Genomic DNA, 26,062 nt, shown 5'->3' on the forward strand with positions numbered 1-26,062 from the left:
GAGGCACTAACCAAAAGTCATGTTCAATTTGTTCATGGCTTTTTTATTTAAAATGGGCATCCCTTAACCTTTGAAACTAGGACTCTTTAGCCTAAGCAAATACTTTAGATCTTTGACCCAGTGCGCATATAATTTCTCTAGTTAAAAGATCAAAAAAATGTTTGACTATTGTTGACATTCATTTCTGAACATGATATATTATATGTGTTAGCAGTTGAAGTCGCCAAGTGCTAAAGAGGTGAGAACATGTTAACAGAAAGACAAATGCTGATCTTGCAGGCAGTGATCGATGCTCACGCGTCCCTTGCTGAGCCAGTGGGGTCCAAGGCCTTAGCCGGTGATCCCCACATTAATGCAAGTTCAGCGACTATCCGTAATGAGATGAGTTATTTGGAGAAACTTGGCTTGTTAACGAAGATGCATTCGTCTTCAGGGCGGGTGCCGACTGAGTCAGGCTACCGCTATTATATCAATTATATTTTGCCCCGTTATGGGGGACTAATTGATCGCGGTCTAAGTCGAGACCAGGCTGAGCGGGTTGAAGAGATTTTTGCTTCGCCCTATACCCAGTTGGCCGACATCATTGCTCGGTCAACGGAGGCAATGGCTGAACTGACAAGTTACGTTGCGATTGCTTTGGGCCCCCAAGTGACCCACCATCGCTTAGCTGCCTTTCGGATTGTTGGCATGACACCACACAAGGCAATGGCGATTCTCATTACTGACCAAGAAGCTGTTGAAAATCAAGTCTTCACGATTCCTGAAGGATTGGACGAAGGGGCGCTTGACCAACTTGTTCATTTGGTGAATGAAGAGCTAGTGGGACTGCCGCTCTATGAAGTCGTCCTGCGTTTGCGCCAAGACTATATCCACTATTTGGATCGTTCAGTCCAACATTTACTTGAGAAAGAGCTACTCATTCAAAGCCTGCTGATGAAATTAAATGAAGAGAGGCTCAATATACAAGGCACGGATAAGTTTTATCAAACATTATCGGAAAAAGAAGAGATTGATCAAATCTTAAATCTTAATGCCTTATTGAGCGACCAAGATGTGGTTACCCAGTTAATCGAGGAACCTCAAACCGGTATTCAGATTCGCATCGGCAAGGAATTAGAAGATAAGCGACTCAAGCATATGAGTTTAATGACTTCAACAATTGGTGAAGAAGATCCTGCTAATCAGATTACATTTGCGATTCTCGGTCCAGAAACCATGTCTTATTTGCAGGTTGCTCAGCTTTTTAATGGGATGCGATCTGCCATTCGCAGGTATTTGGACGAGAGCAATGAATTAAGACAAAATTAAAAAGGAGGCTTTACTCAAGTGTCAGATCAGGAAAAAGATTTCGAAACAAAAGAAGAAAAAGAGAAAGTTTCTAATGAAGAAGTCGACGAACAAACTGAAACAAATGAAGAAAATATAGAAAAAGAAGAAAGTCAAGCAGATCCGGTGGCTGAATTGGAAGATAAGATCGCGCAAAAAGATGATCAAATCTTACGTTTATCTGCTGAAATTAAAAATATCCAGCGCCGAAATGCTAATGAAAGACAAGATGCGGCCAAGTACCGGTCACAAAGTTTGGCCCAAGCTATTCTTCCTTCCCTAGATAATTTGGAACGCGCCTTAGCCATTGAAGCTGATGACGAAGCGTCCAATAATCTGAAGAAGGGGGTTGAGATGGTCCACCAAAGCTTGCTTGAAGCCTTGAAGGCAGAAGGGGTTGAGGTAATCGATCCAGTCGGTGAAGCCTTTGACCCGAACTTCCACCAATCCGTTTCTTCTGTGCCTGCTGAAGAAGGCCAGGAAGCAGAAGAAATTGTTGAAGTTTACCAAAAAGGTTATGTCTTAAAGGACCGCGTCTTAAGACCCGCAATGGTTATCATTGCACAATAAAAAAAGACTAATGTTCACGCTACAGAGCGAATAATCGAAGAAAAGGAGATTTTAAATTATGGCAAAAATTATTGGTATTGACTTAGGGACTACAAACTCAGCTGTCGCAGTACTTGAAGGTGGCGAACCTAAGATTATTCCAAACCCAGAAGGTAACCGGACGACACCATCTGTTGTATCCTTTAAAGATGGGGAATCATCAGTCGGTGAAGTAGCCAAACGTCAAATGGTTACCAACCCTAATTCGGTTGCATCCATCAAACGTCACATGGGTGAATCAGGTTACAAGGTTCACTTAAATGATAAAGATTATACCCCTGAAGAAATCTCTGCCATGATTCTTCAATACCTGAAGAAATATGCGGAAGACTATCTAGGCGAAACGGTAAGCAATGCCGTGATTACCGTTCCTGCTTACTTTAACGATGCCCAACGTCAAGCAACTAAAGACGCTGGTCAAATCGCTGGTTTGAAGGTTGACCGGATTGTTAACGAACCAACGGCAGCTGCCCTAGCTTATGGCTTAGACAAGACCGATTCTGAAGAACAAGTCCTCGTCTTTGACTTGGGTGGTGGGACCTTCGACGTCTCCATCCTTGAATTAGGCGACGGTGTCTTTGAAGTTCTATCCACTGCTGGTGACAATGAACTCGGTGGGGACGACTTCGATAACAAGATCGTTGACTTCTTAGTTGAAGACTTTAAGAAGGAAAACGGGATTGACCTCTCGTCTGACAAGATGGCCATGCAACGTCTAAAAGATGCTGCTGAAAAAGCTAAGAAAGACTTGTCAGGGGTTACTTCAACCCAAATCAGCTTACCTTTCATTTCAGCTGGTGAATCCGGTCCTCTACACTTAGAAACTACTTTAAGCCGGGCTAAGTTCAATGAATTAACGGCTGACTTGGTTGAACGGACCAAGAAACCTGTCCAACAAGCCTTAGCTGATGCTGGCCTTAAAGCTTCAGATATCGATGAAGTGATCTTAGTTGGGGGTTCTACTCGTATTCCGGCTGTTGTAGATGCTGTAAAATCACAAACAGGTAAAGATCCTAACCGTTCTGTTAACCCTGACGAAGTGGTTGCCATGGGTGCCGCTATCCAAGGTGGGGTAATTACAGGTGATGTGAAGGACGTTGTACTCTTAGACGTTACCCCATTATCACTAGGTATCGAAACCATGGGTGGTGTCTTCACCAAGTTAATCGACCGGAATACAACCATTCCAACTTCTAAATCTCAAGTCTTCTCAACTGCAGCTGACAACCAACCAGCCGTAGACATTCACGTTCTCCAAGGTGAACGCCCAATGGCAGAAGACAACAAGACTTTAGGACGCTTCCAATTAACTGATATCAACCCAGCCCCTCGTGGTGTTCCACAAATCGAAGTTACTTTCGATATCGATAAGAACGGGATCGTTAATGTTAGCGCTAAGGATAAAGGTACCGGTAAAGAACAAGCCATCACTATCCAATCCAATTCCGGCTTAACTGAAGAAGAAATCGACCGGATGATGAAGGACGCCGAAGCTAACGCAGCTGAAGACGAAAAACGTAAAGAAGAAGCTGACTTGAAGAATGAAGTGGAACAATTGATCTTCCAAACCGAAAAAACCACTAAAGACGTGGAAGGTAAGGTTGACCAAGCTGAAATCGATAAGGCCAATAGCCTGAAAGATGAATTGAAGGCTGCCCAAGAAGCCAATAACTTGGATGACATGCGTACCAAGAAAGATGAATTGAACGAAGTCCTTCAAAATCTAACGGTCCAACTTTACCAACAAGCTCAAGCAGAAGCTGACGCTCAAAATGGTGAAGAAGATGGCAAAAATGATGATGGCTCCGTTGACGCTGACTTTGAAGAAGTCGATAATGACTAATTAAGTTCGAGTTTATCCCCTGTTCTGCGCCAAGGGCAGGGGGTTTTCTTTTGAAAGTTAACGGATAAGAAGATGAGATAGGAGGGAAGCGCGTGGCAACACAACGTGATTATTATGATATTCTAGGCGTTTCTAAGGACGCTAGCCAAGCAGAAATAAAAAAAGCTTACCGCAAGCTATCTAAAAAATACCACCCTGATATTAGCGACGCCTCCGATGCTGAGGAAAAATTTAAAGAAATTACGGAAGCTTATGAAGTCTTGAGTGATGAACAGAAGCGGTCTCAGTATGATCAGTTTGGCCATGCCGGGGCTCAAGGTGGCTTTGGCGGCTTCGGTGGTGGCCAAGGTAGCTATCAATCTTATACGGGCTCCGACTTTGAAGATATCTTCTCCCAATTCTTTGGTGGAGGATCGAGCTTCGGCGGCTTCGGTGGTTTCTCATCTGGCCATGCTCGCAATCCGAATGCGCCTCGCCAAGGGGATGACTTGCAGTACACCATCGACTTAAGCTTTAAGGAAGCCGTCTTTGGGGTTGAAAAGACCATTAAGTATAAGCGCGAGGAAGAGTGTCATGTTTGTAATGGTAAGGGGGCTAAGCCTGGTACGGCAGCCAAACGCTGTCAGCAATGTAACGGGAGCGGGGTTGTCAACCAAACTCGTGACACGCCATTCGGCAGGATGCAGACCCAAACGACTTGCCCTAACTGTGATGGAGAAGGGGAAGTTATTGAACACAAATGTGATCACTGCCATGGCTCTGGCCGTGAAACCGTTACCCACACCGTTAAGGTTAATATTCCTGCCGGTGTGGATGATGGCCAAAGCATGCGCCTAGCTGACCAAGGGAACGCTGGTTATAACCGAGGACCTAAAGGCGACCTTTATGTTGTCTTTAGGGTTCAAGAGAGTGATATCTTTGACCGCCGGGGCGCTGATATTTACTTTGAATACCCCATTAATTTCGCTCAAGCTGCTCTCGGCGATGAGGTAGAAATTCCAACTGTCCACGGCAAGGTGAAGATGAAGATCCCAGCAGGAACTCAGTCCGGGGATAACTTCCGCTTGCGGGGCAAGGGGGTCGCTAAGATTAATTCCAATTCAACCGGTGACCAACATGTCACAGTCAAGGTTGTCACACCGAAAAATCTTAACGACAAACAAAAAGAAGCACTCCGTCAATTTGCTGAGGCTTCAGGTGATAATGTGACGGAAGAAGAACAAAATTTCTTTGAAAAATTGAAAAACCGTTTTAAAGATTAAGACTTTAAAGCAGGGAAGAAACTACTCGCTAGATTTAGCTCCATCGCTAAGTCTGGTGGGTAGTTTTTCTTTGTGCTTTCATTTCCAAACTATAGGTTCAGCTTTTTCGATCAAGCCTTAACGAAAATTAATAGTTTAAAAGATAATAAGGTTGTATTATGATAGAGTCAATTACATATGATTAAATTTTAAAGGAGGTCGAGTGATGGCAGAAGAAATTAACGAAGAATCCCTCAGTCAATTGACTGAGGACGACCTAAAAGATTTAGAGGCTAGGCCTAAGAGTCAAGCAGAGAAAAATTGGAACCGCCTAGTCTGTTTCTTTCCGGCCCTAGCTTCTTTGCTTCATTTACTGGAGTACCTGTACCTGCCTAACCATCCCGGCAACACCAATACCTATCTCTATGCCGGCTTTTTAGGGGTTTTTCTGGTCTATTTTTTATTGCGAGCCATTTGGGCACAAATCAGTGACCAGCAATTCAGAAGATGGCGGAAGGGGGCGCCTTTCCAAAGTTTAATTTTTATCCTTTTGATGGTCTACGACATCTTAACTTTGAAGACCGCGACTTTACTCTTACCTTATTTTCCCTGGGCTGATAAGATTTTTAATGCCATGATTGGGGATGCGTCATTCTTAGTTGAATCTGCCCTAGCCTCCATTAGCCTACTCTTTCAAGGTTTTATTATTGGGGCCGTCTTAGGCGTGCTGACGGGTATCTTCTCTGGTTATAACAAAAAAATTAATTATTGGATTTCTCCCTTTGTGACGGTGATTGGATCGATTCCCACGACTACCTGGATTCCTATTGTCATGGTCCTAGCCGCTTCCTTACAAAAAGGGGCCATGTTTATTATCGCTTTGGGTGTTTTCTTTGCCTTGCATAATGCCACTTTCTCTGGGGTAAATCAGATCGATAAGGCCTACTATGCAGTGGCTAAAACGCTAGGTGCGAGTCAAAGGCAGCTGATTAGCTCAGTTACACTCCCAGCTATGTTGCCAACCGTTTTTTCTGGTTTAGTCCAAGGGATGTCCACGGCCTGTACCTCCCTGATTGTCGCGGAGATGATGGGGGTTGAGTCTGGCTTGGGCTTCTACATTACCTGGCAGAAGAATTGGGCCGAATACGATAAGATGTACGCGGGTATTATTGTCATCTGTCTTTTATTCCTAGCGGTTCATTTTATCCTCAATTGGCTTTCTGATCGCACGTTAAAATGGAAGGAGGATTAGATGACACAGTTAAATTTAGAGCATGTTTACAAGGCCTTTCCTAAAACGGAAGGAGGCATCCAAGTCGTCTTAGAAGATATTAATTTCGAAGCTAGCGACCAGGAATTTGTTTGTATCGTCGGCCCCTCAGGCTGTGGTAAGTCAACCTTACTGAATATGATCGCGGGCTTAACGCCTACAACTAAGGGACGGATCAGCTTGAATGACCAAGTAGTTGAAGATACAGATCCTAACCGGGGCATGGTCTTTCAAAATCCCACTTTATTTCCTTGGCGAACCGTCGAAGAAAACATTAGATATTCTCAAGACATGAAAAAACAAGTGGACCAAACGGAAATCGACCGTATCATTCACTTGATCGGATTGGAGGCTTACAAGCACTATTATCCCCACCAGTTGTCAGGGGGCATGGCCCAAAGAGTTAGTCTAGCGCGCACCATGATCAACCAGCCGGAAGTCTTTCTCTTAGATGAGCCTCTGGGGGCTTTGGATGCCTTTACTAGAGCTAGTCTCCAGGATGAATTGATCAGCTTATGGCAGTCCAGTGACAATTTAATGATCATGGTGACCCATGATGTGGAAGAAGCAGTTTATATGGCGACACGTGTGGTTATTATGCAGCCTCATCCTGGACGCTTCAGCCAGATTGTGGATATTGACCTCGACTACCCTCGTCGCCGAACTAGCCAAGCCTTTATTAATTACCGCAATGATATCTTACAAGCTTTAGATTTTTAAGTAGATGGAAAGGAAGAGTTTTCAATGAAACGTTCAATGAAACAATGGTTAACACTGGGCCTATGTGGGCTGGCCTTAGCTGGCTGTAACACCTCCGTCAACCAGAGCCAATCTGCCAGTCAAGAGGCGAATGGGGAGAGTCAGGCGGCTGACTCACAAGTCCAAACAGGAGGAGCTGAAGCTGGAGGCGGCACGGAAGCTGTCGCCCTCGAACCGGTTAATGTCGATGATGAAGAGGCTTGGAAACAAGAGCCAGCTTATGGGAAAACCATCAAAGTGATTAACTCAACAGGTTGCACGGCTCCCGTTAATGTGGCTGAATTGAAAGGCTATTTCGATGAAGAAGGCTTAGATGTTGAAGTGGTGAAGAGCCAGCAAACAACGATCGATGCTGTGGGCACGGGTCAGGTGGCACTTGGGGCCGGCTTAATTACTCCAACTTTAATTCCGATTATCAATGGCGTGAATGCCCAATATTTAGGGCCCATGCATACCGGCTGTAAAGGCCTCTATGTAGCTGCTGATTCTAAAGCGGAATCTTCTGCCGACCTGGCGGATTCTAAGATAGGGATCCACGGTGGTTTGGGCGAATCCGACCACAATGTTGGTTTGCGTTTCTTCTTAAATTCTGGTGTAGATACTGATTCTATCGACTGGGTCAGTACAGATTCCAGTGCCTCCCCTCAAGCTATTGCCAATGGGGAATTAGATGGCGCCATCTTCGATGAGAACGTGGCGGATCCTTTTGTTAAGAACGGAACACTCAAAGAGCTCGATTCCACGACGGACACGCCCGAATTCAAAGATGAAGTGTGCTGTGCCTATTATATTAATAAGGACTTCGCTAGAGAAAATCCAATCACTGCTAAGCGTCTAGCCCGTGCCTTATACAAGGCTAATGCTTGGGCCGAAGAGGATTCAGATGCCTATATCAACTATCTCTTTGAAGAAGACCTCTTAACAGGTGATGAAGAAATTTCATATGACTTTATCGATTCGCTAGATTACCATCCGACCCAAGACCAAATGTCTGATACAGTCAAAGAAATCGTCGCGGACTACCAAGAACTCGGTATTGTCGACCAATCCTTAAATCCCGATGACTTGTACAATCAACTCTATGCACCAGTTGGCTTTGACATTCAAGACTTTGTTGGTCATAATTAAGCTGCGTTAAGCCTAGAGTAAAAATATTTTAGCTTCGGACCCTCAAAAAGCTTGGACGAGTTAAAAACTTGCTAAGCCATTTCTAAGCGGGCCGAAGCTTTCTTATTTTATACAAAACATCGAAGAAGTAAAGACAAAGCTTGCCTAATCCTATCTCTTTACATTAAAATAGAGAATAGATCATTAACGAACAATGCTTATAAGGATGTGAATATTTAGGTGTCAAATCAATTAGATATCCAAAAGTTAAAAGAAAGGCAAGAGCGGATTCGAAACTTCTCAATCGTGGCCCATATTGACCACGGCAAGTCGACCTTGGCTGACCGTATTCTCCAGCAGACGGGGACTGTTTCCGACCGTGAAATGCACGACCAGCTCCTCGACTCCATGGACCTAGAACAGGAGCGGGGCATTACCATTAAATTAAATGCGGTGGAGTTAGAATACCAGGCCAATGATGGGGAGACATATATCTTCCACCTGATTGATACGCCAGGACACGTCGATTTCTCCTATGAGGTTTCACGGAGTCTAGCAGCTTGTGAAGGGGCTATCCTGGTGGTTGATGCAGCCCAAGGGATTGAGGCGCAGACCTTGGCCAATGTCTATCTGGCCTTAGAGAATGACTTGGAATTATTGCCTGTGATTAATAAAATTGACCTACCAGCTGCCGATCCAGAGCGGGTCCGCACAGAAATCGAAGATGTGATCGGGCTGGATGCTAGTGAAGCAGTCTTGGCCAGTGCCAAGGCAGGAATTGGGATTCCAGAAATTCTTGAACAGATCGTCCATGATATCCCAGCCCCGCAAGGCGACTTGGAGGGACCTGTTCAAGCTTTAATCTTTGACTCAGTTTATGATGCCTATAAAGGCGTTATTTTAAGTATCCGCGTCCAAAATGGGATTATCCAAAAGGGCGATACCATCCAACTGATGAGCAATGGTAAAGAATTCGATGTGACGGAACTAGGGATTATGTCCCCTCAACCGATTCCAAGAGATTATTTAATGGCCGGCGATGTGGGTTACCTAGCCGCCAGCATCAAGACCATCCAAGATACCCAGGTGGGGGACACAGTTACTTTGGCTTCTAATCCAGCTTCTGAACCCTTACCAGGCTACCGGGAGATGCAACCCATGGTGTATTGTGGACTCTATCCTGTCGATTCTTCGGAATATGTTGACTTGCGGGAAGCACTAGAGAAACTTCACTTAAACGACGCCTCCCTGGAGTTTGAAGCAGAAAGTTCGACCGCGCTCGGTTTTGGTTACCGGTGTGGCTTCCTCGGCCTCCTGCATATGGATGTTACCCAGGAGCGTTTAGAACGCGACTTTGGCCTGGACTTGATTATGACGGCACCCTCCGTTATCTACCAGGCCTATAAGACGGATGGCGAGGTCGTTCAAGTGTCCAATCCATCGGAAATGCCAGATAATACGGAAGTGGACCATGTTGAAGAACCCTATGTCCGGGCTGAAATTATGGTTCCTCAATCCTTCGTTGGCGCAGTCATGGAACTCTGCCAGCGCAAGCGGGGTGAATTTGTGACCATGAACTATCTTGATGATATCCGGGTTACGGTGATCTATGACATGCCCCTAGCCGAAGTCATCTATGACTTCTTCGATAAATTAAAATCGAATACCAAGGGCTATGCTTCCCTTGACTATGAAATTACAGGCTACCGGCCAAGTCAATTGGTTAAATTAGACGTCCTCTTAAACGGCGAAGTGGTCGATGCGCTTTCGATTATTGTCCACAAAGACTTTGCCTATGAGCGTGGTCGCCAGCTCGTCAGCAAGTTGAAAGAAGTTATTCCGCGTCAACAATTTGAAATTCCCATCCAAGCCGCCATTGGCAACAAGATCATTTCGCGGACCAATATCAAGGCCCTCCGCAAGAACGTGCTCTCGAAATGCTATGGTGGGGATGTTTCTCGGAAACGCAAACTGCTGGAAAAACAAAAGGAAGGGAAGAAGCGCATGAAGGCCATTGGTTCAGTGGAAGTGCCACAAGAAGCCTTCCTTGCCATTCTCAATATGGATGACGATGCCTAAGTCTTGTCGACTTGGAGGCTGGGACAAAAGTTCCGGCCTCTTTTTAAAAAGCGAACATTTTTCAAAAACGTGTTCCAAAAGTCAGGCCTGACATCCACTTCACGAACTATGTCCAATCGTTTACCAACGATTTCCCATAGTTCGTGGACAGTTGCTATAGCTGTTCGAAGCGCAGCGAGTTACAGATATAGTATGCGTTAGCTGGTTCAGGCCTGATCGACTTTTGTCACACTCTCTTTGTTAATTTTATGTCAAATTTCTCCTGTGTTAGAATAAGCTAAAAGATAGAAAAGAGGTTGTCATATGCAAATCAAAACGTTAACAGTTGGGGCACTCCAGGCAAATTGTTATATCATCAACCAGGAAGACTCGACCAAGGCCCTTTTATTAGACCCGGGAGCTGAGCCTGATCGGATTATCGCTTATTTAGAAGATCAAGGCTTAGAAGTAGAAGCCATCTTACTCACCCATGGCCACTGTGACCATATTGGGGCTTTGGAGGCCATTAGAGACTATAGCCAGGCGTCTGTCTATATCCATCCTGCTGACCAGGACTACTTGCTTTCTCCTGAGAAGAACTTATCAGGTCTCGGTTTTGCTTCCCAAGTCCTGACCTGCCGGCCAGCTGAAGAGACTTATCAAGAAGGCAAGACCTACCATTTAGCGGACTTTAGCTTTGAAGTCTTCCATACCCCAGGCCATACGCCGGGCGGGGTCTCCCTTTATTTTGAAGAAGAGGGCGTCCTTTTCTCTGGAGATACCCTCTTTCGTCATTCTATTGGTCGGACAGACTTAATCGGTGGGGATACAGCAACTATTCTTAAAAGCATCATCCAAAAACTCTTCGCCCTCCCCGAAAATACACGGGTATTCCCAGGTCATATGGGGGAGACAACAATTGCTGAAGAAAAAAATCATAATCCCTTTTTCCAACTACCCAATTAAGAGATTTTACTTACAATTTAGCCTGGGCTAGGTTATAATTAAATTAGAAAATAATGCTTAATATTACAACCTGGAGGGATTATACAATGTCCATTAGAAAAACATTTGATAACCAATTACATGAACTGAGCGAACTCTTTAAAAGCATGGGAGACCTAACCCTTCAAGCGATCGAACATTCAAGTGATGCCTTACTCGATCACAAGGTTGTCATTTCCCAGCAAGTTATTGAAAATGATGATGAGATCAACGAATACGAGTTTAAAATTGAGCGGGACTGCTATCGCTTAATTGCCCTGCAACAACCCGTTGCCAATGATTTACGGATGATTGCTTCGATCTTAAAAGCAACCTCAGACTTAGAACGGATGGGCGACCATGCTGTATCCATCGCTAAGTCTTCCCTAGTCATTGCTGACTCCCAGCGCTTGCCAGCTATTGAAGAAAAAATTCGCGAAATGTCAGTTAAAGTAGAGGCTATGGTTAGAGATGCCATCGCTGCCTTCTTTGCTAAAGATGCTAAAGCAGCTAAGGAAATTGCGGAAAGAGACCATGAAGTCGATGCCCTCTACAAGCAAGTCCACAATGATATCGTTGATGAAATCACAGCAGGGGACAATGCAGACCTTAGCGAAAGCGCAGCTGCTTATCTCTCTGTTGCTTCAAACTATGAACGTTTAGGGGACTACACCACCAATATTTGTGAACGCGTCCTTTATATGGAAGATGGCAACATGGTGGATCTGAACGCCTAGTCTCTTCTATTTAGAGAAGTCAGCCTGGAAAGAGGCTGGCTTTTTTTCTTGTTTACCATTCAGATGAAGTCAAAGATTTCATTGATGAGGAATTTGGAGGAAGGAAGCCATCCATTTACTTATCAAGAGAAGAGCTTAATCAAGTCTTAGGACTTTAAGATTAATCAATCTATCTTGCCACTAGCTATCTAGCTGGTGGTTTTCTTTAGCTTAAGGGAGATTTTCATTTAGGGATTTTAGACCTTCAAGCTTAACAAGTCATAAAAATTAGTTTAGAATAAACTTAGCTAAGGAAATTTTCACAGAAAAGGTGGAAAGCATTGAAAAAAGGATTATGGAGCTTCTTCTTGGGCTTGCTTATGATCGCTGGCTTGGGGGCTTGCCAACAAAACGTTAAGCCCCAGGAAGATTTGACCATCCAAGTCTATGTGGATGGCAAGCTGGTGGAAGATAAAAGCATGCCCCAAGAAGAAGTCATTGGGGAAACTTTGCTCGATGTCATGGCTGATCATTTTGAGCTTGAAACGGACAGCCACTATATCCAAGCGATCAATGGCTACCGGGAAGATCCCCAAGCTAAGCGCTGGTGGCGCTACGAATTAAACCAAGAATCGAGCGATATCCCCTTAGACCAGGTGCAGATCGAAAGAGGCGACCAGGTCGTCTGGAAACTTGATAAGATAAGCTAGCTGGTCCTCCGTCTAAGGATGATGGGCTAGTTTAGAAAGGAAGAAAAACCATGAAAAGAATGACACATTATCTGGCAGCCCTAAGTCTGGCAGCCCTTATTCTCAGCGCTTGTTCGGCGGAGAAGGCGCCCGTCAAGGAAGCCCATGAGGCAGCAAGCAGTCAAAGCAGCCAGGAACTTGCTTCCTCTTAAGCAGAGGCTAAGGCTAGTGCGGAAGAGGTCGCCGCTGCTAAAGAGCGGATTAAGGGCTTAAATTCGGTGATTCCTGTGATTGGAGCAGTGGCTTATCCAGATGCTGACATTTACGTGCCTATTTTCGACGGTTTAACCGAAGAAAATATGTTGCACGGGGCCTCGACTTTCTTCCCCGGCGAACAAAAATTAGGCCAGGGAAATTATCCCATTACCAGTCATAATATGAATTACTTTGGAGAAAACCTTCTCCTTACGCCTATCTTGGACAAGACCAAGATGGGAGATTCGATCTATGTGACTGACTTAGATAAAATTTATCGTTTCGAGGTCGACTTTAATGAGGTGGTTCCAGAAACACGGGTGGACTTGGTTGATCCTAAGACTGACCAGGCTATGTTGACCCTGATGACCTGTACCAAGGCTTTAGGGGATGACCCCAACCGTAAGATTGTCCAAGCCAAGCTAGTCGATACCATTGACTTTGACCAAGCTGATCCAAAGACTTTGGACCTTTTCAAGGGTGAATACCGTGACGTGGAACATATCTACTAAGCAAAAATTAACAAAGTAAAATAAGCGACCCTTCCTCTGCTAGTGAGGAAGGGTCGCTTATTTTTTAGGTTTTTATTTGTATTCTTTGAAGTAAGAGGTGGGTGTTTGTTCAGCAAGTTCGCGCAAGCGGTCGCGAGATTCTTGGGGGAGGGAGCCGCCGAAGTCCATAAATTCAACCAGGTCTTTGAATGCCCGGTGAGGGATCTTCAGGTCATCGAGTTCTTCAACTGCGAAGCCCAGGTCAATCTCATCTTCTCGGCCAGCCTCCAACTTGGTCACGAAATCAGGTTCGGTGACAAAGACGGAAGACAGGCCTACCATATCCGCATATTGGAAGGCTTCAAGGGCCTTGTCAGGGCTATTGATTCCACCGGTTGCAATGACGGGCACACGGCCATTAACATGGTTGTAAACCGCTTCATTAACAAACTGGCCTTCGTATTTGCCAGCGCGGACCTTTTCTTTATAGATATCATGTCCCCAGCTGGCGATGGCATAGTATTGAAGGTCAGCGACATCGAGCAAGCGGTCGAAATAATCGTTAAATTCTTCAACCGTATAGCCAATTTGGCTGCCCCGGGTTTCTTCTGGCGTGCCACGGAAGCCAAGAATGAAGTCTGTAGCTCCTTCTTCTTCAATCACCTTTTGGCAAGCAGCTGTGACTTCAACCCCGAAGCGGGCCCGGTTTTCGATGGATTGGGGACCATATTGATCGTCTCTCTGGTTGGAGAAGGGGGAGAAGAATTGTTGGGGGAGGAGACGTTGGGCATTAGAAATTTCCACCCCGGCAAAGCCTGCTTGAATAGCTCGGCGGGTGGCAGCGGCATACTGGGCAATGACATGGTCAATCTTGCGCTGGCTCATAGGATAGACGGTATGTTCGACCGGTGTCTTCAGTTCCATCCGGCTAGGCCCATAGACCACATGGTAGTCCTGGAGGGCAATCTTGGCGAAGCGGCCAGCATGGGTGAGCTGTAAGATTGCCTTAGCGCCGTCTTTTTGCATGCTTTCAGCTAATTTGGACAAGCCATAGATGAAGCGGTCATCACGGACGCTGGGGCCGTATTCGAAGAGTTGGGCATAGTCTTCAATATAGGCAGCAGTCGTCACTTGCAGGGGAGCGGATTGCGACCGTCTCTCAGCGTAGAAGAGGTCTTCATCGGTCACGAAGCCCTCTCTTGACGATGAATTGGTGGTGAGGGGGTTGAGGGTAAAGCGGTTTGCTAGTTCAATTCCATTAGGGAGTTTAACCGGCTCAAAAAGGGCCTGGTATTTGGCAGTTGTTTGTTTGGACATCTGATTTCCTCCTATCATATTTATTACCGATTATAGCATATTTTTTTAGTTTAAAAAACTTTTAAAAAAGGCGTGCATTTTTTAGGGCATTCGACTATTATAGTTAGTGCTGAGTAGGAGGGGCAAACCTTTAAGTTAAGAGATTTCAGTGATGCAGATTGATAGCTCGGCGTTAGATCATGCCGGTCAGAGCTCTGCATGATTAAGCTTGCGCCCCAATGAAGCAATGGGCTTTAAGGATCGAAACGAGCGCTTAGTTGAGCTGGTTCATGCCCAAATGATAACTTAGCAGATGAATGATAAAGAGAAAGAAGCGAAGTTAAGTCAAATGAAAATATCAATTGTGGGGGCTGGAGCAGTTGGCTCCGCCTTATGCGAGGACCTTTCAAGTAAACAGTATGATGTGACACTGATTGAAAAAGATGCTCATAAATTAGAAGACTTGCTTGCCAACTACGATATTATGGGAGTCTTGGGAAATGCAGCGACCATCAGCGTCTTAGAAGAAGCCAATATTAAAGACTGCGATGTCTTTATTGCAGTGACCAATTATGATGAAATCAACCTAATGGCTTCAATCGTTGCCAAGGAATTAGGGGCCAAGTATACCATTGCCCGGGTGTCTAATCCGGAATATACGGATTATCTGAACTTCTCTAATGGCAAACTTGGGATTGACCTCATCGTGAATCCTGAGCTGGAAGCTGCGACTGAAATGCTCAATAACCTAGACTATCCCTCTGCTTTTAGCGTGGAGTCCTTCTTCAGGGGCCGGGCACATCTGATTAGTTTGGATGTGAGCGAGGGCAGCCAGATTGATGGCTTGGCTCTTAGCCAGTTAGGAGCGGTCTTTGACCATATTGATAAGATCTTGATCTGCGTGGTGGAACGCCAGGGCGAAATCTTTATTCCTTATGGGGACTTCGTGATTCGGGCCAATGACCGGGTCTATGTGACAGGAGATTCCCAGCAATTGCGCGAATTTTATAAGGTCCTAGGTGGGTCGACCAAGAAGATCCGCTCGACCATGATTGTGGGTGCCTCCAATATCGCCTTCCACCTGGTGCCAAAACTCATCCAAAGAAAGATTGCGGTTAAGGTGATTGAGCGCAAGGAGGAAAAGGCCCTCCGCCTAGCTGCTGAGAATGAAGAAGCAGTGGTTATTGTCGGCGACGGGACCCATCCAGACCTATTATTTGAAGAATATTTGGAGAATTTTGATGCCCTCATTACCCTGACGGGGATTGACGAAGAAAATATTGTTCTCAGTATCCTGGCCAAGCGTCTTGGTATCGGTAAGACCCTGACTAAGATGGACCGGGTGGCCTTGATCGAATATACTGGTCTGATGGACCTGGAGACCGTAGTGATCCCCCACCAGCTCTTCGCGGACCGTATTATCCACCTGGTTCGCTCCTTTGTACGTTCCTATGGGTCTAATATTGAGAAGTTCTACCGCATTGCCAATAACCAGGTAGAAGCTATTGAGTTCACAGTGGCTTCGGATTCGCGCTTGGTCGGTAAGTCCTTAATTGAAATTAACCTGGTCGACAATGTGATGATCGGGTCGATTTTCCGCCAGGGACAAATTATTATCCCGAGCGGCCATGACCAGTTACAGGCTGGCGACCGCTTGATTATTGTCGCCTACCAACGTGATATCTCCGACCTGGATGACATTCTAAGGGGGTAGGGCATGAATACACGTGTAATTGTCCATACCCTAGGCCGGATACTCGCCGTCTGCGGTTTCCTCATGTTGCTGCCTGTCTTAGTGGCTCTCTTCTACCAGGAAGGTTGGGATAATGTCCTCGCCTTTCTAGGGCCAGCTCTTTTCCTGATGTTGGCTGGAGGGCTGATGGGGCGGCGCAAGTTGTCGAATCTAGCGATTTATACCAAGGAATCTATGTTGGTGGTCGCCTTGTCTTGGATCATTATGAGCTTCTTTGGGGGCCTGCCCTTTATTTTTACTGGCAGCATGGATTCGCTCTTCGATGCCTTCTTTGAGACCGTGAGTGGTTTTACCACGACGGGGGCCAGTATCCTGACCGATGTCGAATCACTCGACCATTCAGTCCTCTTCTGGCGGTCCTTTACCCACTTTATTGGCGGAATGGGGATCCTGGTCTTTGTTCTAGCCGCCTTGCCCCGTGTTGACCGCCGGGCAGGTAAGATCATGAGTGCTGAGGTTCCGGGACCCAGCTTCGGTAAAATCGTTCCCCGCTTATCTTTTTCCGCCCGGATCCTCTACGCCTTGTACTTCGTCTTCTTCCTCGTCTTAATTCTGGCCTTGGTCCTAGCTGGGATGCCGGTCTTTGACGCCATCCTCCATGCCTTTGGGACGGCCGGAACAGGGGGCTTCGGGATTAAGGCGACCAGTGTTGCTTATTATGACTCCAGTCTGATCAATTATATTTTAACGGCAGGCATGTTAATTTTCGGGGTCAACTTTAATCTCTACTTCCTTTTCTTTATCCAAAGAGACCGCCGGGCTTTTAAAAATGAGGAGTTAAGAAATTACCTCTTGATTGTAGCTGGAGCGACGGCCTTGATTATTTGGAATATTAAAGATCAAACGGCTGGCCTCGGTCAGGCCCTCGAAGAAGCCTTGTTTACTGTTGCTTCGGTGATTTCCACAACCGGATTTTCCATTAATGACTTTAACCAATGGCCAGAATTCTCTAAAGTGATCTTACTTTTATTAATGTTTGTCGGGGGCTGTGCCGGCTCAACGGCGGGTGGTCTCAAGGTTTCGCGTCTGACCATCTTATGGAAGAGCTTCTTAGCTAATACCAAGCGAATCATCCATCCTAACCAGGCCGTCGCCTCACGGATGGAAGGCAAGCAAGTGGACACGGCTTGGTTGACGACCGTCAAGAATTATTTTGTGACCTATGTCCTGCTCTTTGTCTTCTTTGTTCTTCTGGTCGCCCCTTCCATGGGTGACTTAGAGACCATCCTATCAGCTGTCGCGACGGCCTATAACAATGTCGGACCCGGCCTAGGAGAAGTCGGGCCAGCTGAGAGCTTTGCCCAATTAAGTGATTGGAACAAGCTAGTCCTATCCTTCGCTATGCTCTTTGGTCGCTTAGAGATCTATCCGATGCTCCTGCTCTTCTCCAAGCACACCTGGCAAAAAATCTAATTGACAGGATCGGGCAAAATCGCTAAACTATAAAAAGAAATAAAAAGAGGAGGGACCCATCAAATGACAGAAGAAATGCTTACTTTTGACGGGATCCCTCTTTTTATAGGCAAAGTATTTGCTTTAGAACCTTCCTATTTCATTTAGGGGGTTCTTTTTTATAATTTATGATTAGGAGGACTTATCAATGGCTGTACCAAGTCAAATTCATCACTTTCATTTTTCTAATTGTCTTATGAACGCTTCGGGTGTTTCCTGTGAAAGGAAGGAAGAACTTGCTGCATTGGATGACTCAGCAGCGGGGACCTTCATCACTAAAACGGCTACCCTGGAAGCGCGGGAGGGAAATCCCCAGCCGCGAGTGGAGACTTTTGCCTTAGGGAGCATTAATTCCTCCGGCCTGCCCAACCAAGGCTTGCCTTACTACCTCCAAGCCCTAGCAGACTTCCAAGCGGCTAAACCGGATAAAACTTATTTCCTCTCTGTTACTGAACTGGAAGAAGAGAAAATCTACAAAATCTTAGAAGAGGTCGAAGCGAGTGACTTCAAGGGACTCGTGGAATTAAACCTATCCTGTCCCAATGTTATCGGGAAGCCGCAGATTGCCTATGATTTTGAAACAACTGACCGGATCTTAAAACGGGTCTTTTCTTTCTTTACCAAGTCCCTAGGGGTTAAGCTGCCCCCATTCTTTGATCCCAGTCACTTTGACCAGATGGCGGATATCCTCAACGCCTATCCCTTGGCCTACGTTAACTGCATTAATTCGGTGGGCAATGGTCTCGTGATCCATGACGAGCAGGTCGTGATTAAACCCAAGCAAGGTTTTGGTGGGATCGGTGGCGAAACCATTAAGGAAACAGCCCTAGCCAATGTCCATGCCTTCTACCAACGCTTGCGGCCAGAGATCGCTATTATCGGGACTGGCGGCGTATGCGATGGTCGAGATGTCTTTGAGCATATCCTTTGCGGAGCCAGCATGGTTGGGGTAGGGACGACCCTCTATGAAGAAGGGGAAGGCTGTTTTGCGAGCCTGACAGAAGAGCTCGAAGCCATCATGAAGGAAAAAGGTTACCAGTCCATTGAAGACTTCCGTGGTAAATTAAAATATATGGATTAATTAAAAAAGCTGTGCAAGTCAAAGCGCAGCTTTTTTAGATGGAAAAATTTAGGCCTGGTCTTTAATCCGCGCCATAGTTTGGCGGACGGATTGGAGGTAGATGCCGCCAAATTTATAGAGATGGAGGGCTTGGAAGTAGAGTTTGTAGAATTCTAGGCGTTGCTGGGCACCGGGAGCTAGGGGATAGGCATCATTATAGGCTTGGTAGAAGTCAGGACTAAAGCCGCCAAAAACCAGGCTGACCCCTAAGTCGAATTCCCGGTCCCCATAAAAGCAGGCCGGGTCAAAAAGAACCGGTTGGCCGTTTTGGTCAAACATATAATTACCTGCCCAGAGGTCACCGTGGAGGAGGGAAGGGCTTGAGCTATGCTGGTCTAAAGTCTCGCTAATTATTTCAAGGACCCTCTGATAGTTGGCTTGGTCTTCTGGCTGCCAGAGCCCTTTTTGGCTGATGGCTTGTTCGAGGGGGATCAAGCGCTGGTCGATAAAGAAGTCTTTCCAAGCATCCCTCCAAGTGTTTTCAAAGCGGATATCGCCTCCCTGGTAGGGGAGATCGAAGCCGAATTGATGGCGGTCAGAGTGACTCTGGTGGAGCTTGGCCAGCATCTGGCCGAGATCCGCTTGCTGGCCTTGTCCTTCATGGATAAATTCTAGAATGAGGTAGGCGTCCGGGCCTAATTCGCCATGGGCAATGACTTCCGGCACGCGGACCCCGGCCTCAGCCATGGCTTTTAAACCAGCGATTTCAGCCTTATAGAAATCTTCTCGGCGGTTAGCTTGCACTAAGAGAAAATAGTCGCCTTGGCTGGTTTGAACCCGGTAGGCCTGGTTGACGTCACCACCTGTTACGGGGGTGAGCTTTTGGATAGCGTCTAATGGCAATTGGGCAATTTGTTGGTCAGTTAATGCATACATGCTTATCCTCCTAAATCTTTAGTCGCTTACAATGTCTATTCTAGTGGTTTTTGGAGGAAAGCTCAAAAGCTAGGATTAGTTTCAAGCAGGGATCTTTGTTATAATAGAAGAAGATGAAATGAAACACAAGAAAGGTGGATGTCGATGGCAGACCGAGTGCCGGGGCTGACTTATCGAGCAGTCTTTAAAGGAATTAATTTATTGCTTCAAGAAGATTCAAATATTGTAACAGACATTGTGGGACACGGGGGGATTGGTAAGTCCCAGCTCGTGCGTGAACTCGCCGCTGCGAATGACTTTCCCTTCTTTGAAATTACCTGTTCGCTCTTACAGCCTGGGGACCTAACTATGCCGGTGCCTAAGGAAGACCGAATCGATTACTATCTCAACCCGCAAGTCCAAGGGGCGGTCGATGCAGCTGAGGCCAATCCGGATAAAAAAGTCATCCTCTTCCTCGATGAATTTAACCGGCCGATCGCTATGGTCCAAGGCGAACTGATGAACCTGGTCCTCCAACGCAATCTTATGGGGATCGACCTGCCAGACAATGTGGTTATTATTACGGCGGAAAATCCGTCTTCTGATGTTGAAGGCTTTGAAGGCTCTTCCTATGCGACCAATGCCCGGGATATGGCTATTAATGACCGGACCATGCGGATTCGGATGGGAACGACTTTAGACCAGTGGCTGGAATCTTTTGCCCAAGCTGACCATCCTAAGCGGCCAGGGCATTCCATGATCCATCCGCTCATCCGGGACTTCCTCCAAGCAGAAGGCCGGCAATACTTCATTGTGATTGATGAGACCCGGGATAAGAATCCGACCCCTCGTGCTTATGAACGCTTATCGGAACTCTTCTATAATTATGAAGGGGCAGGCTATGACTTGCTTGATTTAGCGGATGATGACCTCTTGGCCTTCCTCGTTGAAGGGATTGACGGCTGTATCGGTGAAGAAGCCGGTCAAGTCTTCCTCTCCTACCTCCAAACCCACCAGGGCGACTTTATCAAGGCAGCGGAAGTGGTTGAAGCGGAAGGCCCCCACTTGGATGCTTCTATCCTAGACCGCTACCAAGCTATGGAGGCCATCCGCAAGAAGCGGGTGATTGAAGACCTGACTGCCTATCTTCTGGACCATGAGGATTTATTGACCGACCAGGACCTGCTTAACCGCTACCTGGATCTCTTCTTGGCAACGGAAGCAGATGAGGTCTATAGCCTGGTCAAGCGCTTGACCGAAGCCGAAGCGGCCTCAGCTTTGGGACGCTTGAACCAAGCTCTCTCGAATTTTGACGCTTATGTGGACCGGGCCTTTGAGATCACTATGGCTGTATCGAAGAAATAATTAGGGAAAGGAGACCTGTATGGACGGAATCAAGACAGATAAAAGTCGGGATGAATTGTTGGCTTTAATGGGTTCTAGCCAGCAGGGCCTCGCTATCGATAATATTGATGACCGCTATTTCCGCTTGCGGATCGCCTTCATTATTTATATGAATTTTGGGGCGGATGAAGACTACCAGACTTTTTCTGACCTCATGCACGAATTCATTGGCCTCTTAACGGCCTCTCTAATGACGGACCGCAGCTACAGTGGGGCTAACGATAGCCTCTTCGCGGGTATTATTTACCGCTTGGACCGGCAGATGAGTAAGACCCTAGCTAAGCCCATGAACTTATCCTTTGAGGGCTTACGCTTTACACTCACGATCAACCCTATCCTTTTCTTCATGTATTATGAGAGTCCTAAGCAAATGTTAGCGGGGATCCGTCAGATTTGCTACCACATAATTTTTAATCATATGACCGATTATGACTGGGCCTTTCAAGAGACGGAGGATGCCAAGGTCATGAGCGTGGCAATGGAAACAGAGATTAACCAGTACATCCAAGACCTTCCCAGTCACGCCGTTTCCCTGCCTGGTTTAAGAAAGAAGCTCGATGTCCGCCTGCAGGAGAAGAAGGGGACTCTCTATTATTACCAAGAGATGAAGAAAATCGCTAATGATCCCTCCCATCCTAGCCACAACCGGACCTTATCGACCTTCGAGAAGATGAAGGGGTCGGGGCAGATGGACGACCTATATAGTCAGCTAGCGGGTAATTTTGATGAAGACAAGCTCTCGGACTTGCGCATTGATTCTGCCGAGCAGCTAAACGACGAAATGAAGAAGAATTTCTCCATGCAGCAGGTCATCCCCCAGGGTAAGAATAACGACCTCCATCGTAAGATCATCAATGGCCTGGTTCGTAAGGCCTATGATGACTTGACCGATGAGATGCGGGAACACTTGTCGGGCCAATTATCAGAAAAGGTTAAGCCGATGAATAAGTCACGGGCCATCAATTGGAAGGAGATTATCCAGAGGGGCGAGGGTGCGACTCCCGTTCCTTACCGCCTGTCTAAGAACCGGATGAACCGACGGCAGCCCTTCCGCATCGACTTACCTGGCCGGGTCTTGGATACCGCAACAACCCTGATTGTTTTTGTTGACACCTCCGCCTCGCAAAATGAGGAAGCCCTAGCTTATAGCCTAGGTGAACTGGCCAATATCCAAAAGACTTTGGGCAACCAGGTCTGGTTAGTCCAAGTCGATACCAAGGTGGTGAAGGCTGAACGTTTGACCCATCAGACCCTATCCCAGTTTTCTTTTGAAGGGCGGGGTGGGACGAGCTTTGCACCCGCCTTTGACTGGCTCCATGACCATGGCTTTAACGACCATAATTCGGTTGCTGTCTACTTTACAGACGGTTACGGGGATGATGGTTTCGACCGCTATGGCTACCATAACATGTACTGGATCTTGACCCAGGCTGATCCTCAAGAAGAGAACCCCTTGTCGACCGAAAGCTATGGCAAGATTCTCTACTTGCGTCAAAGTGAAGCCTACAATAATCAATTGATGCAAAACCGTCTGCGCCAAACCCATGATTAGAAGGAGGAGGCTTATGTCGCAAACACATGACCTGAAAAAAGCGCTAATCCGGGTGCAATTTGGGGATTACTTGCCCTTGGTTCAATCCTTCAGCTATCCGGAATTAGAGGCCCTAGAAATTGAACCTCACTTTAACTTTTCGGAGATTTCGGATGAAGCGGCTTTCTATATGGTCGCGCAAGGCTATCTCGACCACTGGGAGTCCAGCTACCAGAAGGAGAGTCTCGTCCGGAAGGGAAACCTCTATCGTCAGGAACATCGAGTAGTCGATGAAGTGGAAGATGACTTCCTAGAGGCCGTATGGCAAGCCTATGTCCAAGTCAAAGAGGCGGCCCAAAGCCAAGCTTCAAGGGTTTCCCAGTCGAGTATTACCCGGCATGGGAGCCAGGAATCGATCTGGGAACAACTCATGCGTGATGGCGTTCCCGAACTCAAACAGAAAGTAAGCCAGTACAAGGCTCGCTATGGTTTAGATGATTAGGAAAGGAGCTTTTGAATATGTCACAATTAAATACCCTATGTGCGCTCGCTATTGCCCCTTACGGACAAGGTGACCACCTGTCACAATATGTCATCCAAGCGGTGAAGGTGATCCAAGATTCAGGACTGTCTTACCAGACCCACGCGATGACGACCGAAATTGAAGGGGATTTGGATGAAGTGATGGCGGTGGTGACCAAGGCAGCTAAGGTCTTGGCTGAAAATGGCATCCGCACCGAAATTAGCTTCCGAGCTGATATCCGCCCAGGCCGAGAAAATGCCTTTGAACAGAAGAAGGCCAGCCTAGCCCGGGAAGAGAAAAAATTGGCTGATAAAGAAGATTAAAAAAAGATTGGCTCCAGATAAAAAACTGGAGTCAATCTTTTTTAGCGAAGCTTATAAATCAGAGGCACGGAAGGCTTCGGCTAGGGAGACTTGGCTAGGGATGCCGACTTTCTGGAAGGCTTTGTCGAGGGCCTTGTACATGGCCTCAAAATACTCGACTTCCATATTGGATCCCATGTGGGCAATCCGCAAGATGCGTTCACCGAGAGGGCCGTCGCCATTAGCGATTAAGAGGCCTTCTTCTTTAACTGCTGCCATGACGTCAAAACTGCTAAAGCCTTCAGGAAGGAGTACAGCTGTTAGGGTATTGGCAGGATGGTCTTTGGCATAGAGTTCAAAACCTGCTTCTTGGAAAAGCTGCCGGGTGTTATCAGCCCATTTGGCGTGCTTAGCGGCGAAGTCATGGGAGAGGGTTTGGTCTAAGGCAGCGTCCATGGCATAGACTAAGTTCTCGCTCATGGTATAAGGAAAATCGAAATGGTCATTGTCAAAATTAAGATAGGACTTAAAGTTGGAATAGAACGAAGGGATGGGACTTTGCCGCTGGTCGAGCCGGTCCAAGGCCTTTTGAGACAATGTTACGGTACCAATGCCAACCGGGGCAGAGAAGCATTTTTGACTGCCGCCGAGCAGGACGTCCACTTGGGCGCGGTCAAAGTCGATAGCTTCGCCTCCGATTCCAGAGACGGAGTCCACAATGGATAAGATGCCATAGCGGTGGAGCAAGTTTCCGATGCCGTGGATGTCATTAGAAATCCCGGTAGGCGTTTCACAATGGACAAAAGTAGCCACTTGGAAATCAGAGTCCTTTTCTAAGAAGGCTTCCAATTCATCAAGTTTAATGCCGTGCCGCCAGTCTTGTTCGAAGAGGACCGGCCGACCACCGACAAAACGCACGAAGTCCGCAAAGCCGGCGCCATAGACCCCATTGGAGAGGACTAAGACCCGGTCACCCGCTTCAACCATGGAAAAGATGGCCGCTTCTAAAGTGATAAGGGCTTCGCCTATCATGAAGAAGGAAGGGGCATCCGTCTGTAGGACTTGCGAAACTTTCTTTTCCACTTGGCGCTGGTAGTTGGTGTAGTCATGGTCAAGGTCAGTATTCGTCTTCGACTGGGCAAAGGCTTTGAGGACCTTGTCAGTCACATGGGAAGGACCTGGACTAAGGTTTAACATGGTAAAACTTCCTTTCAAAATCATTTTATTCATTATAATACAATTCTAATCTTTTGCCCACCGGTTGGGTAATTGCGGGTCGAGAAGTTCAAATTCGCGGCTGTCTAGGTTTACCTTAGCTAAGACTTTGTCGCTCTTAATCAGCTGGTCTAGGAAGGCAGCAATCTCATCCGCTTCATTGTAACGTTTCCAAACATCATCAGCTGTCAGGCTCTCGTCCTGGGAGGCCACATTAATGAAAGCGGTGTTGACAGCAGCCGGCGCTAAAATTTTGACTTGGACTGCTGCCTCTTGGTTATGGAGATAGCGGCCAATATTTTCGGAAAAGGCGCTGATATAGAACTTCATCGGACTGTAGAAGGGGGAAGATTCCATCAGCTCATAGCCTGCCACTGAAGAAACATTGACCAGGCAAGCTCCCTCGACGGCCTGGTAATCGCGCAAGTAATACTGGCTGAGCAGGGTAGGGGCTAGCATATCCACCTTCATCAGCTCTAATATTTCTTCACTCGTCTGGCTGAGGAAGTCCTTACTATTAGAGAAGCCCGCATTGTTGATCTAACACTTAATGTGATAAGCTTTAGTCTTTTGGTAAAAAGTTTCTAGTTCTCCAATCTGACTTAAGTCCTGGACCAAGTAATCCACCTTGATTCCAGTGAATTCTTCTTCAAATTCCTTCTTTAGGGCAGCCAGCCGGTCTTCGCGGCGGGCAACCAAGATGAGGTTCTCCCCTTGGCTAGCAGCCAAACGCGCATAAGCTTGACCGATCCCTGAACTGGCACCTGTAATTAATGTATACTCTTGCATTCGTCATCCTCCTTTGCCTCCAGTATAACATGGAAAGGTTTTCAATTCAGAGTTTAACTATTTATGAAGGGCAAATTAGTTTAATTGCTTTCGGGGTTTAATCCGATATAAGCAAGTGTATATATTTGCACATTCTGTACATTTTCTCAGATAGCAAAATTAATTACAAAAAGCCCTTGCCTTTCGATTGGAAATTAGGTAGAATGGTCTTATTGACGGGGGCGTAGCTCAGTTGGGAGAGCGCTACACTGGCAGTGTAGAGGTCGTCGGTTCGAGCCCGATCGTCTCCATAAGATAATCCTATAAATGTTGATGTATTAACGTTTAAAGCGGGAAGATAGCAATTTATTGTGTGATCTTCCCGCTTTTTGTTATATAACGATGTTAAATATTATCAATCAACTTTTAAAGTCTGAAAAATACGAAGTACTAAGAAGCAGCGCTCCAGGAAAAAATTTAACCTGGAGCGCTGCT

General features: G+C 46.5%; 23 protein-coding genes, 1 tRNA gene and 1 pseudogene. 21 read left to right on the forward strand and 4 right to left on the reverse strand.

Going from position 1 to position 26,062, the window contains the following annotated elements:
• The first annotated feature begins 246 nt into the window (after positions 1-246).
• The 13 genes from hrcA (at position 247) to AWM72_RS08245 (ending at position 13,369) form a co-directional block, all read left to right on the forward strand.
• Complete coding sequence (hrcA, locus tag AWM72_RS08190; protein ID WP_067976120.1) at positions 247-1,308, forward strand: heat-inducible transcriptional repressor HrcA; 1,062 nt, start codon at positions 247-249, stop codon at positions 1,306-1,308.
• Between the two features lie 18 nt (positions 1,309-1,326).
• Positions 1,327-1,896, forward strand: coding sequence for a nucleotide exchange factor GrpE (gene grpE / locus AWM72_RS08195; RefSeq protein WP_067976124.1), 570 nt, complete (start codon positions 1,327-1,329; stop codon positions 1,894-1,896).
• A 58-nt stretch (positions 1,897-1,954) separates the two neighbouring features.
• The gene (gene dnaK / locus AWM72_RS08200) at positions 1,955-3,778 is read left to right on the forward strand and encodes a molecular chaperone DnaK (RefSeq protein ID WP_067976127.1); all 1,824 of its coding nucleotides are present in this window, start codon (positions 1,955-1,957) and stop codon (positions 3,776-3,778) included.
• A 92-nt stretch (positions 3,779-3,870) separates the two neighbouring features.
• Positions 3,871-5,040, forward strand: coding sequence for a molecular chaperone DnaJ (gene dnaJ, locus AWM72_RS08205; RefSeq protein ID WP_067976130.1), 1,170 nt, complete (start codon positions 3,871-3,873; stop codon positions 5,038-5,040).
• Positions 5,041-5,245: 205 nt separating this feature from the next.
• Entirely contained in the window at positions 5,246-6,271 is a 1,026-nt protein-coding gene (locus AWM72_RS08210) for an ABC transporter permease (RefSeq protein WP_067976132.1), read from the forward strand.
• Positions 6,272-7,009: an ABC transporter ATP-binding protein gene (locus AWM72_RS08215; protein ID WP_067976134.1), complete on the forward strand. Its 738-nt coding sequence runs from the start codon at positions 6,272-6,274 to the stop codon at positions 7,007-7,009.
• Between the two features lie 24 nt (positions 7,010-7,033).
• Positions 7,034-8,176, forward strand: a complete 1,143-nt coding sequence (locus AWM72_RS08220) for an ABC transporter substrate-binding protein (protein WP_067976137.1) — start codon at positions 7,034-7,036, stop codon at positions 8,174-8,176.
• Between the two features lie 219 nt (positions 8,177-8,395).
• Entirely contained in the window at positions 8,396-10,234 is a 1,839-nt protein-coding gene (gene lepA, locus AWM72_RS08225; protein WP_067976139.1) for a translation elongation factor 4, read from the forward strand.
• A gap of 303 nt (positions 10,235-10,537) precedes the next feature.
• Positions 10,538-11,179, forward strand: a complete 642-nt coding sequence (locus tag AWM72_RS08230) for an MBL fold metallo-hydrolase (RefSeq protein ID WP_067976141.1) — start codon at positions 10,538-10,540, stop codon at positions 11,177-11,179.
• An 86-nt stretch (positions 11,180-11,265) separates the two neighbouring features.
• On the forward strand, positions 11,266-11,934 hold the full coding sequence (phoU, locus tag AWM72_RS08235; protein WP_158444761.1) for a phosphate signaling complex protein PhoU: 669 nt from the start codon (positions 11,266-11,268) through the stop codon (positions 11,932-11,934).
• Positions 11,935-12,254: 320 nt separating this feature from the next.
• A complete protein-coding gene (locus tag AWM72_RS08240) occupies positions 12,255-12,623 on the forward strand; it encodes a DUF4430 domain-containing protein (RefSeq protein WP_067976143.1) in 369 nt (122 codons plus the stop codon).
• A 50-nt stretch (positions 12,624-12,673) separates the two neighbouring features.
• A complete protein-coding gene (locus tag AWM72_RS09415) occupies positions 12,674-12,814 on the forward strand; it encodes a hypothetical protein (protein ID WP_158444763.1) in 141 nt (46 codons plus the stop codon).
• Positions 12,815-12,880: 66 nt separating this feature from the next.
• On the forward strand, positions 12,881-13,369 hold the full coding sequence (locus AWM72_RS08245; protein ID WP_067976145.1) for a class A sortase: 489 nt from the start codon (positions 12,881-12,883) through the stop codon (positions 13,367-13,369).
• A gap of 72 nt (positions 13,370-13,441) precedes the next feature.
• Here AWM72_RS08245 and AWM72_RS08250 read toward each other — a convergent pair whose 3' ends face one another.
• The gene (locus AWM72_RS08250; RefSeq protein WP_067976148.1) at positions 13,442-14,665 is read right to left on the reverse strand and encodes an NADH-dependent flavin oxidoreductase; all 1,224 of its coding nucleotides are present in this window, start codon (positions 14,663-14,665) and stop codon (positions 13,442-13,444) included.
• Positions 14,666-14,993: 328 nt separating this feature from the next.
• Between AWM72_RS08250 and trkA the strand changes: the two genes are divergently transcribed.
• From trkA to AWM72_RS08265, 3 genes are all read left to right on the forward strand, one after another.
• Positions 14,994-16,358, forward strand: a complete 1,365-nt coding sequence (trkA, locus tag AWM72_RS08255) for a Trk system potassium transporter TrkA (protein WP_070486015.1) — start codon at positions 14,994-14,996, stop codon at positions 16,356-16,358.
• A gap of 3 nt (positions 16,359-16,361) precedes the next feature.
• Complete coding sequence (locus AWM72_RS08260) at positions 16,362-17,810, forward strand: TrkH family potassium uptake protein (RefSeq protein ID WP_067976152.1); 1,449 nt, start codon at positions 16,362-16,364, stop codon at positions 17,808-17,810.
• 187 nt (positions 17,811-17,997) lie between these two features.
• The gene (locus AWM72_RS08265; protein ID WP_067976154.1) at positions 17,998-18,930 is read left to right on the forward strand and encodes a dihydroorotate oxidase; all 933 of its coding nucleotides are present in this window, start codon (positions 17,998-18,000) and stop codon (positions 18,928-18,930) included.
• A 48-nt stretch (positions 18,931-18,978) separates the two neighbouring features.
• Here the strand turns inward: AWM72_RS08265 and AWM72_RS08270 are convergent, their stop codons facing one another.
• Positions 18,979-19,845 carry a fructosamine kinase family protein gene (locus AWM72_RS08270; protein ID WP_067976156.1) on the reverse strand — a complete coding sequence of 289 codons (867 nt, stop codon included), beginning with the start codon at positions 19,843-19,845 and terminating at the stop codon, positions 18,979-18,981.
• A gap of 144 nt (positions 19,846-19,989) precedes the next feature.
• Here AWM72_RS08270 and AWM72_RS08275 point away from each other — a divergent pair, with 144 nt between their 5' ends.
• From AWM72_RS08275 to AWM72_RS08290, 4 genes are read left to right on the forward strand one after another with little or no spacing between them, the layout of a single operon-like run.
• The gene (locus AWM72_RS08275; RefSeq protein WP_067976158.1) at positions 19,990-21,189 is read left to right on the forward strand and encodes an AAA family ATPase; all 1,200 of its coding nucleotides are present in this window, start codon (positions 19,990-19,992) and stop codon (positions 21,187-21,189) included.
• A gap of 19 nt (positions 21,190-21,208) precedes the next feature.
• Positions 21,209-22,780, forward strand: coding sequence for a vWA domain-containing protein (locus AWM72_RS08280; protein WP_067976160.1), 1,572 nt, complete (start codon positions 21,209-21,211; stop codon positions 22,778-22,780).
• A 13-nt stretch (positions 22,781-22,793) separates the two neighbouring features.
• A complete protein-coding gene (locus AWM72_RS08285; RefSeq protein WP_067976162.1) occupies positions 22,794-23,261 on the forward strand; it encodes a hypothetical protein in 468 nt (155 codons plus the stop codon).
• A 17-nt stretch (positions 23,262-23,278) separates the two neighbouring features.
• Positions 23,279-23,605: an MTH1187 family thiamine-binding protein gene (locus tag AWM72_RS08290; protein WP_067976163.1), complete on the forward strand. Its 327-nt coding sequence runs from the start codon at positions 23,279-23,281 to the stop codon at positions 23,603-23,605.
• A gap of 51 nt (positions 23,606-23,656) precedes the next feature.
• Here the strand turns inward: AWM72_RS08290 and AWM72_RS08295 are convergent, their stop codons facing one another.
• Both AWM72_RS08295 and AWM72_RS08300 read right to left on the reverse strand, forming a co-directional pair.
• The gene (locus tag AWM72_RS08295; protein WP_067976164.1) at positions 23,657-24,781 is read right to left on the reverse strand and encodes a pyridoxal-phosphate-dependent aminotransferase family protein; all 1,125 of its coding nucleotides are present in this window, start codon (positions 24,779-24,781) and stop codon (positions 23,657-23,659) included.
• A 45-nt stretch (positions 24,782-24,826) separates the two neighbouring features.
• Positions 24,827-25,588 (reverse strand): annotated as a pseudogene (locus AWM72_RS08300) (SDR family NAD(P)-dependent oxidoreductase).
• A 217-nt stretch (positions 25,589-25,805) separates the two neighbouring features.
• Between AWM72_RS08300 and AWM72_RS08310 the strand changes: the two are divergent.
• Positions 25,806-25,878 (forward strand) — tRNA-Ala (locus AWM72_RS08310).
• Positions 25,879-26,062: the final 184 nt, after the last annotated feature.

This window comes from Aerococcus sanguinicola, from assembly GCF_001543145.1.
Classification (GTDB): Bacteria; Bacillota; Bacilli; order Lactobacillales; family Aerococcaceae; genus Aerococcus; species Aerococcus sanguinicola.

Bases quoted from the DNA above. Each gene is read 5' to 3' on its own strand.
- hrcA (WP_067976120.1), top strand. From the start codon at position 247: ATGTTAACAGAAAGACAAATGCTGATCTTGCAGGCAGTGATCGATGCT.
- dnaK (WP_067976127.1), top strand. From the start codon at position 1,955: ATGGCAAAAATTATTGGTATTGACTTAGGGACTACAAACTCAGCTGTC.
- AWM72_RS08210 (WP_067976132.1), top strand. From the start codon at position 5,246: ATGGCAGAAGAAATTAACGAAGAATCCCTCAGTCAATTGACTGAGGAC.
- AWM72_RS08215 (WP_067976134.1), top strand. From the start codon at position 6,272: ATGACACAGTTAAATTTAGAGCATGTTTACAAGGCCTTTCCTAAAACG.
- AWM72_RS08220 (WP_067976137.1), top strand. From the start codon at position 7,034: ATGAAACGTTCAATGAAACAATGGTTAACACTGGGCCTATGTGGGCTG.
- AWM72_RS08230 (WP_067976141.1), top strand. From the start codon at position 10,538: ATGCAAATCAAAACGTTAACAGTTGGGGCACTCCAGGCAAATTGTTAT.
- phoU (WP_158444761.1), top strand. From the start codon at position 11,266: ATGTCCATTAGAAAAACATTTGATAACCAATTACATGAACTGAGCGAA.
- AWM72_RS09415 (WP_158444763.1), top strand. From the start codon at position 12,674: ATGAAAAGAATGACACATTATCTGGCAGCCCTAAGTCTGGCAGCCCTT.
- AWM72_RS08250 (WP_067976148.1), bottom strand. From the start codon at position 14,665: ATGTCCAAACAAACAACTGCCAAATACCAGGCCCTTTTTGAGCCGGTT.
- trkA (WP_070486015.1), top strand. From the start codon at position 14,994: ATGAAAATATCAATTGTGGGGGCTGGAGCAGTTGGCTCCGCCTTATGC.
- AWM72_RS08260 (WP_067976152.1), top strand. From the start codon at position 16,362: ATGAATACACGTGTAATTGTCCATACCCTAGGCCGGATACTCGCCGTC.
- AWM72_RS08265 (WP_067976154.1), top strand. From the start codon at position 17,998: ATGGCTGTACCAAGTCAAATTCATCACTTTCATTTTTCTAATTGTCTT.
- AWM72_RS08270 (WP_067976156.1), bottom strand. From the start codon at position 19,845: ATGTATGCATTAACTGACCAACAAATTGCCCAATTGCCATTAGACGCT.
- AWM72_RS08275 (WP_067976158.1), top strand. From the start codon at position 19,990: ATGGCAGACCGAGTGCCGGGGCTGACTTATCGAGCAGTCTTTAAAGGA.
- AWM72_RS08280 (WP_067976160.1), top strand. From the start codon at position 21,209: ATGGACGGAATCAAGACAGATAAAAGTCGGGATGAATTGTTGGCTTTA.
- AWM72_RS08285 (WP_067976162.1), top strand. From the start codon at position 22,794: ATGTCGCAAACACATGACCTGAAAAAAGCGCTAATCCGGGTGCAATTT.
- AWM72_RS08290 (WP_067976163.1), top strand. From the start codon at position 23,279: ATGTCACAATTAAATACCCTATGTGCGCTCGCTATTGCCCCTTACGGA.
- AWM72_RS08295 (WP_067976164.1), bottom strand. From the start codon at position 24,781: ATGTTAAACCTTAGTCCAGGTCCTTCCCATGTGACTGACAAGGTCCTC.